17 protein-coding genes are annotated in these 18,002 nt (G+C 43.5%); 10 read left to right on the forward strand and 7 right to left on the reverse strand.

What is annotated here, in order from left to right:
- The first annotated feature begins 4 nt into the window (after nt 1-4).
- The 10 genes from ACO05Z_RS08845 to ACO05Z_RS08890 all read left to right on the forward strand — a co-directional run bounded on the left by ACO05Z_RS08845 (nt 5) and on the right by ACO05Z_RS08890 (nt 11,940).
- The gene (locus tag ACO05Z_RS08845) at nt 5-1,462 is read left to right on the forward strand and encodes an FAD-binding oxidoreductase (RefSeq protein ID WP_421901814.1); all 1,458 of its coding nucleotides are present in this window, start codon (nt 5-7) and stop codon (nt 1,460-1,462) included.
- Nucleotides 1,463-1,555: 93 nt separating this feature from the next.
- The gene (locus tag ACO05Z_RS08850) at nt 1,556-3,523 is read left to right on the forward strand and encodes a heterodisulfide reductase-related iron-sulfur binding cluster (RefSeq protein ID WP_421901815.1); all 1,968 of its coding nucleotides are present in this window, start codon (nt 1,556-1,558) and stop codon (nt 3,521-3,523) included.
- 95 nt (nt 3,524-3,618) lie between these two features.
- A complete protein-coding gene (locus tag ACO05Z_RS08855) occupies nt 3,619-4,389 on the forward strand; it encodes an electron transfer flavoprotein subunit beta/FixA family protein (protein WP_421901816.1) in 771 nt (256 codons plus the stop codon).
- Entirely contained in the window at nt 4,386-5,288 is a 903-nt protein-coding gene (locus tag ACO05Z_RS08860; RefSeq protein ID WP_421901817.1) for an electron transfer flavoprotein subunit alpha/FixB family protein, read from the forward strand. Before ACO05Z_RS08855 ends, ACO05Z_RS08860 begins: the two co-directional genes overlap by 4 nt.
- Nucleotides 5,289-5,328: 40 nt before the next feature.
- Complete coding sequence (locus ACO05Z_RS08865) at nt 5,329-6,186, forward strand: damage-control phosphatase ARMT1 family protein (RefSeq protein WP_421901818.1); 858 nt, start codon at nt 5,329-5,331, stop codon at nt 6,184-6,186.
- Between the two features lie 136 nt (nt 6,187-6,322).
- The gene (locus tag ACO05Z_RS08870) at nt 6,323-6,679 is read left to right on the forward strand and encodes a hypothetical protein (protein ID WP_421901819.1); all 357 of its coding nucleotides are present in this window, start codon (nt 6,323-6,325) and stop codon (nt 6,677-6,679) included.
- The gene (locus ACO05Z_RS08875; protein WP_421901820.1) at nt 6,672-6,962 is read left to right on the forward strand and encodes a hypothetical protein; all 291 of its coding nucleotides are present in this window, start codon (nt 6,672-6,674) and stop codon (nt 6,960-6,962) included. The genes ACO05Z_RS08870 and ACO05Z_RS08875 overlap by 8 nt, the downstream gene beginning before the upstream one ends.
- A 173-nt stretch (nt 6,963-7,135) precedes the next feature.
- Nucleotides 7,136-7,267: a hypothetical protein gene (locus ACO05Z_RS08880; RefSeq protein WP_421901821.1), complete on the forward strand. Its 132-nt coding sequence runs from the start codon at nt 7,136-7,138 to the stop codon at nt 7,265-7,267.
- 354 nt (nt 7,268-7,621) lie between these two features.
- Nucleotides 7,622-10,096: a hypothetical protein gene (locus tag ACO05Z_RS08885; protein WP_421901822.1), complete on the forward strand. Its 2,475-nt coding sequence runs from the start codon at nt 7,622-7,624 to the stop codon at nt 10,094-10,096.
- A gap of 5 nt (nt 10,097-10,101) precedes the next feature.
- The gene (locus tag ACO05Z_RS08890) at nt 10,102-11,940 is read left to right on the forward strand and encodes a hypothetical protein (RefSeq protein ID WP_421901823.1); all 1,839 of its coding nucleotides are present in this window, start codon (nt 10,102-10,104) and stop codon (nt 11,938-11,940) included.
- A 329-nt stretch (nt 11,941-12,269) separates the two neighbouring features.
- Here ACO05Z_RS08890 and ACO05Z_RS08895 read toward each other — a convergent pair whose 3' ends face one another.
- From ACO05Z_RS08895 to ACO05Z_RS08925, 7 genes are all read right to left on the reverse strand, one after another.
- Nucleotides 12,270-12,548 (reverse strand): type II toxin-antitoxin system RelE/ParE family toxin, encoded by a 279-nt coding sequence (locus ACO05Z_RS08895; protein WP_421901824.1) that lies wholly within the window; start codon nt 12,546-12,548, stop codon nt 12,270-12,272.
- Nucleotides 12,535-12,780 (reverse strand): CopG family ribbon-helix-helix protein, encoded by a 246-nt coding sequence (locus ACO05Z_RS08900; RefSeq protein WP_319760068.1) that lies wholly within the window; start codon nt 12,778-12,780, stop codon nt 12,535-12,537. Before ACO05Z_RS08900 ends, ACO05Z_RS08895 begins: the two co-directional genes overlap by 14 nt.
- A 91-nt stretch (nt 12,781-12,871) precedes the next feature.
- Nucleotides 12,872-13,792 (reverse strand): hypothetical protein, encoded by a 921-nt coding sequence (locus ACO05Z_RS08905; RefSeq protein WP_421901826.1) that lies wholly within the window; start codon nt 13,790-13,792, stop codon nt 12,872-12,874.
- Nucleotides 13,793-13,826: 34 nt separating this feature from the next.
- Nucleotides 13,827-15,335 carry a relaxase/mobilization nuclease domain-containing protein gene (locus ACO05Z_RS08910; protein ID WP_421901827.1) on the reverse strand — a complete coding sequence of 503 codons (1,509 nt, stop codon included), beginning with the start codon at nt 15,333-15,335 and terminating at the stop codon, nt 13,827-13,829.
- A complete protein-coding gene (locus tag ACO05Z_RS08915) occupies nt 15,326-15,631 on the reverse strand; it encodes a plasmid mobilization protein (RefSeq protein WP_421901829.1) in 306 nt (101 codons plus the stop codon). The genes ACO05Z_RS08910 and ACO05Z_RS08915 overlap by 10 nt, the downstream gene beginning before the upstream one ends.
- Nucleotides 15,632-15,904: 273 nt before the next feature.
- Entirely contained in the window at nt 15,905-17,518 is a 1,614-nt protein-coding gene (locus tag ACO05Z_RS08920; RefSeq protein ID WP_421901830.1) for a DUF3987 domain-containing protein, read from the reverse strand.
- 1 nt (nt 17,519) lies between these two features.
- On the reverse strand, nt 17,520-17,744 hold the full coding sequence (locus tag ACO05Z_RS08925; protein WP_421901831.1) for a helix-turn-helix transcriptional regulator: 225 nt from the start codon (nt 17,742-17,744) through the stop codon (nt 17,520-17,522).
- Nucleotides 17,745-18,002: the final 258 nt, after the last annotated feature.

Below are 18,002 nucleotides of genomic sequence, written 5' to 3' on the forward strand. Positions count from 1 at the left end.
TAAAATGAATGCCAGAAGAAATACCCTCGTGAACTTTATTGCTGAGACTGAAAAAAACTTTAAACCTGCTAAGAACCCTGAATGGATCGACAGCCTAAAGGCAGCCATTGGCGCAGCTGCAGTGCTTACCGATGAAGAAACCATCATGGATCACAGCTACGACACCTGGCCCGCTTGCTTCAAATGGAAGAATCAGGGCAAGCGCATGTTCGGTCCCGATGTTGTAGTTAAAGCTAACAGCACCGAGCAAGTCAGCCAGATCCTTAAATGGGCTGATGAAAACAAAGTGCCTGTAACTCCTTACGGTGGCGGTTCCAGTGTAACCGGTCAGGCTTTGCCTGCAAAAGGCGGTATCGCTCTTGATACTACTGCCATGACCGATGTTGTTGCCCTTGATGAGAATTCTTTGATGGTCAAAGTTCAGTGCGGTAAATTCGGCCACAAGCTGGAAGCTGAACTGAACGAACGCGGCTACACCCTGAACCACTCTCCGCAGTCTCTGGATCGTTCCACTGTTGCCGGTTGGGTAGCCACCCGCGCAATGGGACAGCTTTCCTCCCGTTACGGGGGCATTGAAGACCTCGTGGTTACTTACACAGCAGTTATGCCCGGCGGTGAGATCATTGAGACCATGAATGTTCCCCGCGCAGCCATGGGGCCGGATCTTCGCCACATCTTCATGGGTTCTGAAGGAACCCTCGGTGTTGTTACCGACGTAACCCTGAAAATCTTTCCCCTGCTTGATGACCGCATTCTCGAAGCAATCACCTTTGATTCCGTACAGGATGGTGTGGACGTCATGCGCCTGATCATGCGCGAAGGTCTTAAACCCGCTCTGGTTCGCTACTATGACTTCGAAGAAGCAAAGCATGCCATGCAGGATAAGGGTTTTGACAAGTGCGTCATGTTCCTCGGTTTCGAAGGAGTTGAAGCTGTTGCTAAGGCTGAATATGAAGCATGCATGGATATCTGCGCCAAGTTCGGTGGCAGGAAGATCGGTCCCGATGCAGTTGAAGCATGGCGCGGTCGCCGTTACGATTTCTCCACTGTTGAGAACCTGCTTAAGAGTAAGGGCGGACTTGCCGAGACCATTGAAATCGCTCACTTCTGGCACGGCATCATGGATACTTACACCGAGCTGAAGGAAGCCCTAAAACCTTACGCAGCTGAAGTTCTCGGTCATTTCTCCCATGTTTATCCCCAGGGCACCTCCCTGTACATCATTTTGCTTGGTCAGGAAGAAGATGATGCTACCGCTGAGAAGAAAATGCTCGAAATTTGGGATGTGGCCATGTCCATCTGCGTAAAGCATGGCGCCTGCCTTTCCCACCACCATGGTGGCGGCCTGGCTCGTCTGCCTTATGTAAAAGACACTCTCGGTTCCAGCTGGAAAGTCCTTGAGCGTGTCAAGAGAGCCATCGACCCCAACGGCATCATGAACCCCGGTAAACTTGATCTTTAATATGTAAATTAAGGGCCGCAGGGTTCTTCCCTTCCCTGCGGTTCTTTCTAAATACACTGCCAAAGCTTCCTCCAAAAGGAGTTCCGAATTTACATGGATTTCAGCCGTGAAATATACTGGAACACAGGACCTGAGTTTTTTTCCCTGTTCCTCATGTTCTTCCTCTTACTGCTTGCAGTTGCTGTAGCGGTTAAAGGGGTGACCCGTCTTGTAACTACTTACAGGAAGGGGCGCCCCTTCGGCCGCCGCTTGAAAGGGAAAACAATGCTCCGCAATTTGGCGGGTGTTCTTTTTCAAAATAAAGTTGCCCGGGGAAGTTTCAGCGGCAAGTTTCACAGGGCGCTGTTCTGGTCTGTGCTGGTTCTTATGGTTGGAAGCCTGCTGATAGCTTTGCAGACCCATCTGAGTGAACCTGTTTTCGGGATCAAATTTCTGAAAGGGTCTTTTTACGGACTATTCTCGCTGGTTCTTGATCTTGGTGGATTGATCGGAACTGGGGCATTGGGCTATTTTTTAGCCAAAAGGATTCGGAGCAAAGATGCGAAGTGTAGAACTGGCAAAATAGCCGTTCTATTAATGTTGTTGGCTGTATTTCTGACCGGTTTTGCGGTTGAGGGAATGCGCGTGGCCTCTACAGAGATGAACAGTGTGAAATCTCTATGGTCTCCGGTAGGGTATACGTTAGCATTGATTTTTGAGGGGATCGGACAGGGGGGGCTGCTGTCCCTGCATAGGGTGCTCTGGTGGGTTCATGCAGTTCTGGCCTTTGGGTTTATAGGGCTGATTCCTTACACAGCCATGAAGCATATGCTGACCGCCAGTGCAACTTCATTTCTCGCTGAGCAGGGACCCAAAGCGGCCCTTGTCCCCCTCAATCTTGCGGATGAGTCCGTTGAGACATTTGGCGCCGCGCATGTCCATGACTTTAACTGGAAAGATCTGCTGGAGCTGGACAGCTGCACTCAATGCGGTCGTTGTGACGAAGTTTGTCCGGCCTTTAATATAGGGATTCCCCTTTCACCCATGGGGATTGTGGGAAAGATAAATGAAATTTCTTTTAATTCCCCGCAGGAGGGAATTATCGGGTTGGTGGGTAATGATGCAATCTGGTCCTGCACCACCTGTCTGGCCTGCGAGGAAGTTTGTCCCGTGTCAATTGTCCATGTGGACAGGATTGTAGAAATGCGCCGGAATATTACCTTAATGGAAGGAGAGTTTCCGGGGCCGGAAGTACAACAAGCTATGGAGAGAATTGAAGTGACCGGTAACCCTTTTGGAAGTTCGCCTTCCATACGTGATTCCTTGATCGAGGAACTGAATGTTATCGACCTGTCTGCAAGGCCTACAGCGGATGTGGTGTATTTTTCAGGTTGTTATGCTTCTTACAATGAACGTAGTAAAAATGTTGCCCGCAGTTTTATTCAGCTCTGTCAGTCTGCCGGGATAAATGTTGCCATTCTCGGCAAGCAGGAGCAGTGTTGCGGCGAACCTGCCCGTAAGCTGGGCAACGAGTATCTTTTTCAGGAATTGGCTATGAAAAATATCCGCCGGATCAGGAAATACGGTATCAATACCGTGGTTACCACCTGCCCGCACTGTTTCAACACCCTGAATAAAGATTATCGCGATTTCGGTTTCACAGCCGAAGTCATTTCCCATACCGAATACCTTGAGCGGCTGTTGGTCGAGAGTAAGTTGAAAATCAAAGCGGAAAAGTTTTCCTGCACCTATCACGATCCCTGTTATCTTGGACGTCATAATGAGATCTACGGCCCTACACGTAATCTAATCATGGCCGCTGGCGGACGATTGAGCGAGATGGACCAGCATCATCAGAAGGCTCTCTGTTGCGGAGCTGGAGGCGGGCGTTTTCTTGCTCAGACTCTCAGGGGCAAGAAGATGAATATAAAGCGTGCAGAAATGGCAGCTTCTACCGGCACAGATCAACTGGTAACCAGCTGTCCATTCTGCCTGACCACTCTTGAAGAGGGCATGAAGCAGACTGGGAATTCCGGTATGAAAGTTCGTGATATAGCAGAAGTATTAGCTGATATTATTTAACAAATTAAATTTATGAAAAGGCAAAGCCTAATAACAGGTTTTGGGATTTTTTAAACCCTTTTGTAAAAGGATTTAAGCCGCCGGAGGCATTTTCCATGAAAATCCTAATTTGCATTAAACAGGTCCCTGATTTAGATGCGCGTTTCACGCTCAAGGACGACGGCTCTCTTGATGAGAGCAACCTTGTCTGGCGCATAAATAAATATGACACCTACGCTGTTGAACAAGGACTGCTGCTCAAAGATCAGGGGGTTGCATCAACTGTTGATGTACTGACAGTTGGCCCGCAAATGGCCGAGGCCGTTGTGCGTAAAGCCTTGGAAATGGGAGCGGACCGGGGGATACATATTTTTGATGAGACTTCTGCTGTCAGAACTCCTTCTACAATAGCCAAATCCATCGTCAGCTATGCTGAAGATAAAGGTTACGATCTGATCCTCTGCGGCTTGCAATCTGAAGATTTCGGCAATGCGCAGGTCGGTCCCATGCTGGGCGAAATGCTTTCCATGGCTGCTGTAACCGGAGTAATTGATTTTTCAATTGAACAGGATCGTTTCGTGCTCAAACGGGAACAGGAGCAGGGAAGACGTTGTAAAGTCTCCGTTGCTTCCCCGGCAGTTATAACTTGTCAGTCCGGCCTGAATTTGCCTCGCTATCCTACATTTCCAAATATCATGAAGGCTAAGAAGAAGCCGCTGAACACCATTGCGATTGGGGATTTGTTTGAGCTGCCAGTTAATGAAGAGAATCGGTTTGTCGTTCCTCAAAAAACAGATTGCCTAGTACTGGACGGCCCTGTTGAATATGTCTCCGAAGATGTGGCTGATATTCTCAAATTGCGTCTGGCTATGGAGCAGGGGGAATGATGAAAATACTGCTGATTGTTGAACAGTGGGAAAAAGTTGTCTCCGGGAGGCTCAGCGAACTTACCGCCTTTGCTGAACAGCTGGGTGCGGAAACGGTCATGTTCATGGCTGGAACTCGTGATCAATTGCCTTCGGTTAATGGAAAACTTTATCTTTTGGAGTCCGAAGGTTACACACCTGAAACTCACAAAGAAGCCATTCTTAAAGCTGTCAGTGTTGAACAGCCGGATATGGTTGTTTTTATGCATTCCAGTTACGGCTGGGATTTAGCTCCGCGTGTTGCATGTGCACTTAATGCTGAATGTGTTTCCGGCGTGGCCGGATATCGGGATGAAAAGCTGGTTGTTCCGGTATACAACGGGAAGCTGCATCGTGAAGTTTCTCTAAGTGAAGGCTGTACAGTGCTTACCCTCCAATCCGGGGCTTTCTCCGCTGAAGCACGAAATAGCAAACACGTTGAAATTATTCCCATACAGGTTGAAGCTGATAGCAAAATTGAGTTTATCGGCTATGAAGCAGGGGATGAAAACTTCGTAGACCTTACCAAGGCTGAGGTTATTGTTGGAGCCGGAAGGGGGGTGATGAATGACAAGTCGCTCTCCAAGATTAAAGAACTGGCTGCTAAGCTGGGCGGCGAATACGCTGCCACCCGTCCGGTTGTTGATGCTCAGGAAGTGGAGCACTGCCGTCAGATAGGCATAACCGGGCAGTCGATTCAGCCTACGATTTACATAGCTTGTGGTATTTCCGGAGCGGTTGAACATTCTGCCGGGGCTCGTTCATCAAAATATGTTATCGCGGTGAATACAGATTCTGATGCCCCCATCCAGAATATTGCTGATGTGATGGTCGTAGCCGATGCAAACGAATTTCTCCCGCTTTTACTGGAAAAGATATAACGGATGTCCTGTTCCAGTCTGAACAAATAGTGAGTTAGTAATGATTCCCCATCTTGATTGTCAGGTCTGCCTGTTATCGCAGGGGCTGAAAATGGCTCGTATCGCCGCGCCGGAAGAGCCGGAAAAGCATGAGCGTCTTCTGCATGAGTGGGCCGCGAAACTCAACACATTGTCCATGGAGCAGACCGTTCCGCATTGGGCTCAGAAGTTATATCCGTTGGGATATGAAATTCTCGGCAATAACGATCCTTACGCAGAGATCAAACGTGATGCCAACCGTATGGTTATGCAATCGGTCCCCGAAGTATTCGAACTGGTTGCTGCTGCTAATGATTCATTGCGCGTGGCCATGAATGTGTCCATTATCGGTAATTATATCGATCATGGTCCGCCGGAAATGTTCGATTGGCAGGTGTCACTTGATCGGGAGAATGATACTTCATTCATGGATGGTGCTATGCAGGAATTGGAAACATTGCTTACGCCCGGAGCGCAAGTGCTTGTCTTAGGTGATAATGCCGGTGAAATTGCGTTGGATACCATTTTGGTAAAACAGTTGGTAGAGCGTGGTGTTGAAGTTATATACGCCGTACGCAGCGCACCTATCCTCAACGATGCTCTAATGGAAGATGCAGAATTTGTGGGTATGGATAAAATTTGTCGGGTTATCCCTTCCGGTTGCACGACCTTCGGGACGATCATGGACCAAGCTTCCCCTGAATTGCTAAAAGTATACAATTCTGCCGACATCGTGCTCAGCAAAGGGCAGGGTAATTTTGAGGCACTTTATGAGCGTTCCAATCGTCCGGTCTTTTTTGCCTTTAAGGCTAAGTGCAAGGTAGTGGCTGATAAGCTAAGGTGTGTACAGGGTAGTTCTGTCTTTATGTGTTCGGGATAAAGGTTCTCTATTTAACAGGAGTTAAATAAACAAAGCTCGGTCTTTCGTATAAAAGACCGGGCTTTTTTGGGTGTAATTTATGATGTTCTCGTGTGACCCCCCGTATTCAGTGATATAGTAAGGTCCGGGCGCTGAGTTGGCTGCTGAGAATATACAAATTGCTTTGGCGGAAATTTTCGGTGGCGAGCCTGTACGAAGTAAAACTAAGCATGCAGTTGAAGGCGATGACAAGGAAAAAGGTCTTGTGGAGTGTATCCTGATTGGGTTGGCCATACCGCCTGCGCTAGTCGCTTCAATGGATCTTGCTACCCGGCTTGACGTAGTCAATAAGCTTGAGAAGGTCATTGAATATGTTGAAAAGATTAAGGATAATGTCCCGGACTTTTATGTTAATTTTGTCATTGGCAGCGTTTCCGTCAGTTTGAAAAAAGCCAAGCCGGAAGATCTGACCAACAGCATCGCTGAAGAGCAAAGGAAGGTCAAAGATGACTAGGCCTTATTTTGAAAAAACAGGGGACAATGTCATTGCTCATGGCAATGGAGCAAGCGGTCCGGTTGCTCTTGATAAAGAATACCCTCTTTTGGAAAAGTGGCGTGAAGCCTACCAGAATTTGTATATAAGCAAGCCCGGAGCTGACGCCTACAAGGAGCTTGGAAATGAAATGCTTGCTTGGCTCAAGGGAAATGGGCTGTGGGATGCTGTCAGGGATGAAGTTCACCGGAATGGATTTCTTGAGATCAGGGTTCTGCCCGGTGAACTGCGCTGGACTGAATAGGAAAAAGTATAGATGGCATTGCGTCGACTTGCTTTGATATAGCTCAAATTTATCTTGCAAGGGAAAATGAAGAACGGGCCTTACCTCTACTTAAGCGTTCTTTTGGAATCCTACTCTCTATTGGACGCGTGGATGGTATTATTGCGGTCGGCCAGCTTTATGCCGGGGTGTTGTTGAAACAAATTGAACATGAAGCGGCTCTGGGGGTACTTGAGAAGCTGGCTGAAGTTCATGAGGAACTTGGTCAGACTGAGGAGTTTGAGCAGATCAAAAGCCTGATTGAGCAGCTTCGAGAAGCATTATAGTGGATTGTCGCTTTAGAGACTTTCCGCCCATTACCTGGATGAAAAAACAAAACCCCGTGCAATTCTGATAAATTGCACGGGGTTAATTCAAATGGGTGGTGGAGGCGGGGGACATCAAATTGAAGGTGTATAGTTCCGTGATGTATTGATTTTTTAAGTTTTGGAAATTGGTGTACTCGTGTGGGTACTCGTGGTGAAACTTTTTAGTTTGATTTTTTATGGCTAGAGCTGATTGGCAAGATAGTTTTAGCCTGACTAATGTAAATAACGGGTTGAAAAATCATTCCAACAAATATAAGAACACTGCTGTTGTTGTTCTGTTGATCATTCTTTAAAAGTTAGAGGTTTTTATATATGGCACCAAATGATTTTGTTAAACCAGTGATAGCTTTCAAAAAGGAAGGAAAAACAAATCCCGATGCTGGACTAATTGTGCCAGTCGCGTTTGTAACTCAAGAAGGTAATTATGAAAAAATTCCAGTAGATTACTTTCCTCCATTTGGTGAAATTTTTGTTGCAGGTGGTTATACGGATGACATTGACAATATCTTTTCCGAAAGCGACTTATTCAAGGTCCATTTTTATCAAGAAAAAGAACAAAGATTAGAGTCTGAAGCAAAATATAGGACTACGACACGGCACTATAATAATCTTAACGTTGAGCCGTTGTCTCCTCTAGAGCTTAATATGATCCTTGACGTTACTGAATTACCTTCAGCAGATTCACCATATGTCACTTTAGAATTTAATAACAAGAACATATTTTTATGTGATAATGAAACCATTCTTGGGCCATTTGAGATGGCTAAAGATGATGTTGGATACAAAGTAAGACCTTCTGAACGCGTGAACCTGCCTGGGCTACGTGCTAATCATGTTTACAAATTTTCATATGAGATATCGACCGATTACGATGCATTGGAATACTTCACTGTTAATGGAGAAACGAGATGTTATATCAAGGATTTTCAAAAAAATTACAAACATATTGCTTGTGATCAAGAAGATTTTATTTCTGATGAAGCCCTTTTGAAATGGGGAGCGGCAAGAGAGCTTGTTGAAAAGCGCGAAGACAGACCATCGAGAAAGGCTTTAAAGTCGTGGAAAGAGGCTTTGCAGGCTTTAAGTACAGAGTTAGATAGTGTTGATCATAGCAGAAGAGAACGATTAATTAATCTTCTTAATGAAATTGAAGTTCATGATGAATTTTGGGATTCGGCTCTAAGGCGAGCTCTTCTTTCTAACGAGGCTGCTCTTGAGAATTATGTTCAAAAACATGAAAGTGATTTACTCGGTAAAGAGTTAGACTTTTTGAAAAGTAAACTCGATAAAGAAGAGGCTAATCTGCGCCAGCAGTTGCACGGTCTTAAACAGGAAAAGAGCGAATTAGAAAATGAGATCGCAATTGCACGTCAAAACAAAAATGAATTAGAGGATAAGCTTCTTCAAGATGTTGAAAAGAAAGATGAATTTCTTGCAGATAAAATAAAAAAATCTGAAAAAAGAATTACTGAATTAACTGATACAATAACACAAAAGACACAAGAGCTTGAGTTAACATCTAACATTGAAGATTTGCAAAAAAAAGCAACCTATTATGAGGAACATATTAAGGAACTGGAGCGCAAAGAAAAAAAACTTAAGGACTCCCGTCTTCCAGAGGCTTTGCATGATTTGAAGTTAAACTTAGAAGTAATTCATGGATCATTTAATCAACTATCTATGCAATCTAGTAAGGATAATCAATCCATTAATATAAGTACTTATGAGAAAGATGAATTTTCTCCTAAGGATTATATTAATTTTTTAGCCAACTATATTGAAGATCATTACAAACGCGACATTTCTTTCACATCCCTCGTTAACTACATTGTATCAATTGCTAACAATTTTTTAGTTGTTTTTGCAGGTTCTCCTGGATGCGGAAAAACATCTACAGCATATTTTTTAGCAGAAGCGCTGGGATTATCGAAAGAAACTGGAACTTTTTTACCAATTTCTGTTGCTCGCGGATGGACATCACAAAGAGATATCTTGGGGTATTTTAATCCATTAAATTCTTCTTTTCAGCCTGCACGAACAGGCCTTTCTCAATTTCTCAAGCCTAAAGCTCATTTGAAAGAGACTTTAAGAATTGCTTTGCTTGACGAGGCAAACTTATCTCCAATTGAGCATTATTGGGCAGATTTTTTGCCAATGTGTGATGAAGAAGTTTGTCATGATATTGACTTCGGAGGAACTCCCGAAGATAACATTTCTGTCGGATGTTCTACTAGATTTATTGCTACAATTAACAATGATAATACAACAGAACGACTCTCTCCGCGACTCATTGACCGAGCTCCAATTATTAGATTTTCTGAAGAGCCAATAAACCCATCTCAAGATAATGACATTGATTTTGAAGAATCAGAAATTGTAAGTCAGGCACTTTTATTCGAGAATTTTGAATCAATGTTTAAGGTTCCTAAAACAGGTGCACATTTTCTTCAAAAAGAAATTGATATGCTTACCGAGATAGCGAAAAAGCTCTCAGGACGAGATGGAGAAGGAAGTCAAAAAATATTTCTTAGCCACAGAAAATTAGCTAGCATGAAGCGATACTGTACAGTCGCTCGCGAGCTTTTCCCAAATGATAATGACCCCCTAGATTACGCCATAGCACAATTTATTCTCCCGATAATCGAAGGCTTTGGGGTTAATTTTGGGAAAAGACTAATCTCTTTCCGTGAAGAGATTAAGACAGGATACCCATTTTCTCATGCTATTCTTGATGAAATCATTGTTCGAGGGGAGCGCAATCATCATTCGTACTCTTATTTTGAGTAATGCTTATGAGTATCAAGTTAGAAATTTGGAATTTTGAAACTAAGACGACATTGTATGAGATTCCTTTAATCGATTCAGATAGATTGGATCGCCAGCATTCAGGATTTGAGTTAATTGAAGATGAAAAGATTGAAATTCGTGTAGTTGCACCGATTGCATACCGAGAATTTACTCTTTATTTGACAGATATAGCACTACATCCATCAGAGTCATACTTGGTTAGTGATGACACTGTCTGTCATAAATGGGTTCCAACTCCTAGAACAATTCCACTCTTTTGCAATTTGTTTGGCGAAGTTGATATTACAGCTATGTATACAGTTGATAATAGCAGTTATACAGCTAGATTCAAATCAATTGACGTTATCGGGCGAAAATTATCTAAAGAAACTTTAATTCATATGCTGAAATATCTGGTTAGCCGTAAATCAGATAATATTTGGGCAGTATGTTCACTCGGACAAATGGAGATAGGAGCTGAAGGTGAAAGGGATTGTTTACTTTTCATTCGTGAAGCTGAAATGAGTTTACAGATACTTGAAAGAACCTTACCGACGATAATAAGGTCTCCATGTTCTCGTCTTATTCCGGTTCAAGTACAAACACGAACAACTCATTCTACTTTTTTTGATGGAGCTAGTCTCGAATGGTTGATTGAAAATTTAGACGTATTTGAACCAACCCAATCATCTCCTGAAAGTGTAAATCTTTATGGTCAAAGTTATTATCCTTCAGAAATTGTTCAAAATAAGCTAGTAGAAGATACAGATATATATGAGAATCAAGTAATTTTAGGATACATAAATCTTGTTACTGTATTTTTAAATAATTTTAAAAATAAATTTCATTTACACGACAGAGAAGATGCGACTAGCAAAAGAACTAGAATCCCGCTTTATCAGGTTCTTAAAAAAGAAAACAGGAAAATTTTTTCTACATACATTAAGAAGTCTGATGAGCTTTTGTCTTCCTACCAAATGCATGCAAAAGCAATAAAAAGGCATTTAAATACAAGTAAAGGTATTTCTGACCCGCCTATTTTTACTTCGCGAGCACGAAAAAATCCATTCTATTTGCGAATATTCAAGCAAATAGCGATTTGGCATTCATTAGGTACTCCTAGTTGGAATAAACTAAATGCGTATTCAGGAGTCAAATCAATAGACCAAATATATGAGACATATTGTTTTCATAGACTTGATGATGCTATTATAAATGCAGGCTATACTCCTGTGAAGACAGATGAGTTTGGTTCTACAATAAATAATTTGTGTCTCTCATATGCTAAAAATAGTACTGTTATAAACTTATACTATGAAAAAAAATTCTATTCAGAAGAATCATTAGACTCAAGTGAGTCAATTTGCCATACAGAACGATGGAGATATGTTTCATATGGGAATCCTTCCTTGGAGGATCGGGTTGCAAAAAGAAAAAGAGATAGTAAACACTCTCATCGGTGTCCAGATTTTGTTGTTGAGTTGTATAGTAAGAATAGTCCAAAAGATAAGAAACTACTAGTTTTTGATGCTAAGTACACAGACTCAACTCGAGCATTTACTAATTATTTACCATCTTGTGTTATGAAATATGTACATGGATTAGGTCAGACATCAGGGGGGCCTAACCCCGTTTTGTTGTTCTATATTCTTTATTCTGGGGCAGAATATTTCAACAAACAAATAAGAGAAATGCATTATAATAATGGATCGTTTAGCCGTCCTGAAGATGTACATACCCCGTGTGTTGGTAGTGTTGAGCTTTCACCTAGAGAAGATTGGGGATTTGACTTATTTATACGGAACTCGATTAGAATTGCAGAATATTATTTGGAAAAATATTAAAAATTTTACATATTGTGATTTTTTTAAATTTAAATCAGACTTTACTTAGCTGTCATTGCTTAAATCCCTCGACAATCACCGCAAATTGTGCGGCGAATAAGCGCCACATTCACCGCAAACAAGGGCAAAAGCAATGTGGATACTACCCATGGATATCAAGGTTGCTTCAATTTCTCATGGAATAGCTAAACCAAGCATACGTCCGGTATAAGCAGGGCGTATAGCTTGGTAAGATGGGAATTTGGGCTTTGATCTGAGAAATGAAGCTGACAGAATGTAAGCGATATTTTGAGCGAAAGGTGTGAGAGGAGCGAACTTGCTACTCGTAATCAAAACTTCTGAGAAGAATGGAAAATATTTAGAATATCCACAGCATCACCCTGAATACGGTAGGGGATGATGTAAGGTGAGATAACAACTTCTCGTGTCATTGGAACTCGACCGGGACGACCACTTTCTGGGAATTGTTTTAATCGCTGGCAACCGTCCCATATGCGTTTCGCTTCGGATTCCATGACTTCTTCGTCAGCTTGCTCGGCTAGATAGCGGCGGATAGAATTAAGATCTCTGATTGCGTTCTTTGTCCAATTGATTCTAGTCAGCTTCAACCTCTAATCCCCACTTTCCGAAAGCTTCTTCTACTTCGGATGCTGTCGCGAATTCGCCTCTGTCGGCCTGTTCAAGGCTTTCAACCGTCTGGGCTATCTGCCATGCCTGTTCTTCAAGAAAACGCTCAAGCGCGCTTGCAACAAGAAAGGACTTGCTGCGATTCGTGGCCTTGGCAAGTGCATCAAGTTTTGATGCTGTTTCATCTGAAACTCGTGCGGTTACTGTGCTCATAGTTAACTCCTTTTAGACAATGTATACATTGTATACATTGTAGTCAACTTTCTGATCGAGAGCTTTTTAGCCTAGTTATTGAGCGTTTCCGTCAGGCAGTTGCTATAGTGCGCTTATTGATTTTGCAGCCAAATAGCAATGACTCGAGCTCGTTTTGATTAGGAATTTTTTGGCTTTCAATTATACGTAAAAGAGCGTTTCGCATAATTAAATATGTTTCGACGAATGGTTCAATGTTGATATCCTTAGTGGTATGTGCAGCTGTAGATCTATCATTATATAGTTTGGCAATTTTTTTATATAAATTATATCTTTCCTGTCCTGGTTCTTCTAGATAAGAAGCAAGATATGCTGCAATTCTAAATCTTAGCTCTCCTTTATTTCCTAAAAATAATTCTTCAATTCCTCCCCATAGAGCCAGCATTCCTAATGCTACTTTCCCGTTTATTGCTGAAGAGTCAAATGCCTTAAGTGCATTATATAGTTTGGGGTGAGAGTTGAGCATTTTGACTACAGAAACTATATTCTGCTGCATCCACTCTAGCACGTCATTATTTAGTACGCTTTCTCCCTCTAATGGTTTTGAAAAATATCTTTTCTCAATTTCAAATGGAGTTATAAGTGTCTCTTTTGAAGAGCGGGAAACAGCGTTAAAGGACATGCCAGAAAGTACAGGTACTGACAAATATGGATATTGGGTAATTCTTAGTAGTGATGCAATGATCCAAACTATTTCGTGTTGGGGGTAATATATACTTAGCTGATTGTTAGGAGAAACAACAATCTCGACTTCTATATCATAACTGAATCCTCCTTTCGCTGGCTTCCATGGGGCTGGGTGGAACCCTTCCGGGCCAGGAGGATTGAATGCCATCATGTTTGTTGAAAACAGGTGACAATATGTTTTGCGCAGTTCGATACCCTCAATGAGGGTGAAAGAGTTTTTATATAGTGTAATATCGGTAATGCCGGCATATAAAGTGTCCTTTGGCTCTTGGTCTTTGGGCTTCATTTTATACCTTCTATTTGTAATAGGAATATTCACTCTAGCGTGCACGAGACAGTTTATTAATTATGCTTTTTTTCTTAGTAGTTTGCATTAACTTTTTCATTATGAGAACAACCTTTCCAATTCGTTCAAAACTTGCTCCAATTCGCTTTGCAAGTCCCGGCAACCTTGTACTTCCTTTTCCAGCATGGCTATCTTCTGATCTTGTTCGTCCAATCGGCGTACTTGTTCTTCTTCGATTCGGCTCAGCGCGTCCAATAAGCTCTTCTGTAATTCGTTCATGGCTTAATCCTTGAGTAAAATGGCGGGACGGTTTCCTGATTGCCAATTCTGCTTCAGGCTTGTCCCGGCTGGTAGAATTATGAACCTGCGGTTGTTGTCCAGAAGGGGCGTTACTCCCCAGCTTACGAGCTTTTTCTCTATTGTCCTCTGGTGTTCTATCTTCTGGGAAAGTTCTGCTAGGGTTGTTCCCTGAAGATCTATCCAGAATAGAGTTCCGCCCACTAGGACCAGACAACACACGATTGTCACCGCTAATGACACTGCGACTGGGATCTTCAAGGATCGGTGCATGTCGCGGAGTAAGGTTTTTTGAATTTTCGAGAGTTCTGCGGTCTCTGTTTTTATAGCGGTTTCGATGGTACTCAGCTCGTGTTTGGCGGATTTTAGAAACGCTTTTCTCAAGCTCTGCAATCCTTCTTGAATTATCTGCTTGGAACTTTGCGCTTGTTCTTCCATCTGCTCCTTCATTTTCTCGGCTAAGCTCAGCGCGTTGTTTGAACTGCTCGGCTGTCCATGATCTTGCATAAAGTACTCCTTTTAGCCTGATGCGGCGGTTTTTTCGTTTCTGGGAAACAGTGCTGTTGTCGTTTTCTGGTAGTTCAATAGTTATGTATTCTTTGCCTTGGCGCGGTACACCAAAGCCGAATTCCTCAAGAGTCCTGACGATGTCTTGCCGGTTATGAATAAGACCGGCTTCCACACCTTGAACTATCGCTTCAGTTACGGTCCGCCTTACTTCTGAGGCATTGCCGGATTTATAGCTCTGTATCGAGCTTCCCGGACTGACCAACCTTGCGCGTTTCATTTCATCAGGGCGTGCCCAGTTGTGACGACGGTTGTGAAGTTCACACCACGGATTATATTGCTTCTCCCATCCCGGCGGGCAGGGATTAAGGGCTTTATCTGTTCGTAGTTCTGTGCGCGGAATCACAAAATGCATTTCATGATGGCCAGCATGGCTGTGGCGAACCCAAAGGATTGAATATTGATCCGCTTCAAGTCCTGCAAAAGCGTATGATTCAAAGCTGTCCATGAGCTTTCTTTCGTCTTCAGGCGTGACCTTGTCCTCCGGAGCCCATGAGAGAACTCCGGAAGTGTATCGCCATTTACGGGTAGTGGTATCGATAAGGTCTGAGGTTAATTCAGGATCTCCACGCAGTACTTCAGGTGGATTCTCCTTTCTCTTGGAGTCCTTCTTACCCGTCACATATTCAACGACTTTTGCCCCGCGTCCGACTCCGTGCCGGAAGACTTTCATAAGCATTTGAGCTGCTCCTTTATTTCGAGGAGAGCTAGAACCACCTGTGCAGCTTCAGCATTTTTCTTATAAGTATTTGCCCAACGAGCTACTTGGTTCATGTTGTTGCCGATGCGGGCTAAGTGGATGACTTTTTGTCTTTCTGCTTTTGTCTTTCTGACTCGTGGGCGATTCAGTTTTTCGCGCACATAATCGCCTAGACTCATGTCTTCGGCTTCAGCCTGAAGCTTGAGTATTTTCTTTTCCGATGGAGTGACACGTGTGTTCACGAACTCGGTGCGTTTCTCTTCATTATTCTTCATGGAGTCCAAACCTCGCAGAGAGTGGAGTGCTTGCACGACTCTTAATCTTACGTGGGATCGAAGGGAGAGAATCTCCCTCGCCAGTTCCCGATGTGCAACATTGGGTAAACTGGCTTGGACAGCTACAGCACATTACTATGTACGAATCTTGGTCTATCGTGCTGGCGCGAAATTGGGTCGCAGGTTTAACTCCATGGAGAAATGTGAGAGCACTTTTACCAATATGAGTTATTAACCCTAAAATACGTGTCATAGGTGTCATAGCCGTCATTCCTATTGTAGGTCCTTGTTTTCATAACCATTTTTAGAAGTGACACCTGATGACACCTGAAAAATAGGTGTCACCTTAGATGTCACTTGCTTATCTCCTTGAAATTCTGAATTTTTGTTATCCTCAGTGACATCTGTGACGCCTATGACACCTTTTTCTACTGGGAAGTATCTTGAAAGCGTTTCGATGATTTCCGGGGTCAGTTTGGCGCCACGTTCCTTGCTGTTACGTCCGGTTTCGATGCCTAATTTTTTGTATGTTTTGCCAACTGCATCCGGCTTGATGTGAAATGATTCTGGCAATTCATGATTAAGGAATTCAACAATACGTGAGGTGGGAAGCAGAGCCTGATTTAGTTTTTTGGAAAGGGCAACAATTGCTTGCGCAACTCTCCGTTCAATGGCTGAAGCTTCCTGAAATTTGTTTCCGGCAGAAAGTAGAGTCCAGACTTGTCTTTGCTGTTCCTGAAGCCATTCCATCAAAACAATGGTTCGCTGAATTGATTCATGATGAACAGGACTCATTTCAGATTTGTCAGTACTCCAGCAATCTAACATGTGAATAATCAGGCAGACTTTGAAGAATGCACCGCGTAACTTAGGTGCAAGAGATTCGAACTGCTCAAGCTCCGGTTGATACCAGTGAGACAGAACCTGATTGTCGTACCAGTCTTTGACTTTGTGTTTGGCTGCATCGGATAGCTTGATTATTTCAGGGGAGTTCTCCGGGCCAAAATTCAAGTCTAATGCCTGATGAATGAATCCATGGATATGCTCAGCCGGTTCTCCATCAAAACTTTCTGATGTCCATAGGGGTGGAGCTTCTTGCTCACAACGAATGAAAAGGAATCGAGGCAGGAAGCCGGAAACGGTATCTTTATGTTTGAAGAGTGATGGAAGCAGATCCGGCTGGACTGTCCCGAAGATAGAAACGCAGGCGTGCGGTATGTGAAGGGCATCTTTAGTACTGCGAGATACTTTCCATGCTCCACAGTCGTATGCGGAAAGCAGGCGGGCTTTGTCGCCTCCGTCACTGCCTTTGTTGTCATAGCGGCCTAGGTCGGCCAGCAGGCCGGAAAGCTCATCACGGTACCAGAGAATGCCACGGGGATTATTGGACAGAATTGAACCAACGGCTTGTGTGGTACTGTCCTCAACGTAAATCTGCTCCCAAGTAGGGTAGATGGGCTTGTCTGGAAGTGTGTCGTTCTTTCGCTGAGCGCGAGCAAAAGAGCTTTGCCATTCCCTTAATTCCAGCTCGTATGCTTCTAACTCTCGCTTATGCTCTTTAAATGCAGCATTCTCTTGCTCATGAATTGGTTTTAATATGGCATTTGAGCACGGACTTTTACCCATGCCCGACCGCGCTACCAGTCCCCAATAGAGATTCGGGTGTGTGATCCAGCTTGGTTTAACTTCAAGTCCTCTGGTTCTTCCGACTGCTGCACCGATCACAGCAAGAAAAGTTACGGCAGGAACGGCAAAAGGAACCGTAAAAGCTGAAGCTGCTACGGATAGCGAGTCTTCAACACTGGCCGGAAGAACTCCTAGAGGGAAAGAGGTTGGCGAGGGGAGCAGGTTACTCCCCTCAAAAGCCATGGACGCCATCTTAGACATGTTAGGCTTCGCTCTGATTTGGGAGTTCATCAATCAGTCTGCGAATATCACAAACACGCCATGCTGTTGTGCGCTCAGTGAGTTTGACCGGCTTCGGGAATCTGCCGGTCTGAATACCTTTCCACCACGTTGTTTTAGATACCGGGATGACCTTCAGGACATCTACAAGTCTCACAAAGCCCGTATTGGGCAGGTGGTATGAAGTCTGGTTCAATTCGGTTCTCATAAGCTTTCCTCCGTTTTTTGACGTTTGAGGAAAGCCTACAAGAATCGGATTTGTTTGCTAGACGGGTAAAGAGGGTGAAAGGGGTAAAAAAAAATAAGCATCTGATAATATGATGTATTTAAAGTTTTATTTATGCTTAGACCAAAAAATATTGCTGAGTAATAGAGTTTGGTTACTGGTTAGATGATCAGGGCTGCCAAAAGTGTTCTGTAATATATTTACTTAGTTAATCGGGGTTGAACTACCTTATGGCAGTAC

The organism is Maridesulfovibrio sp., assembly GCF_965230075.1.
Taxonomy (GTDB): Bacteria; Desulfobacterota; Desulfovibrionia; order Desulfovibrionales; family Desulfovibrionaceae; genus Maridesulfovibrio.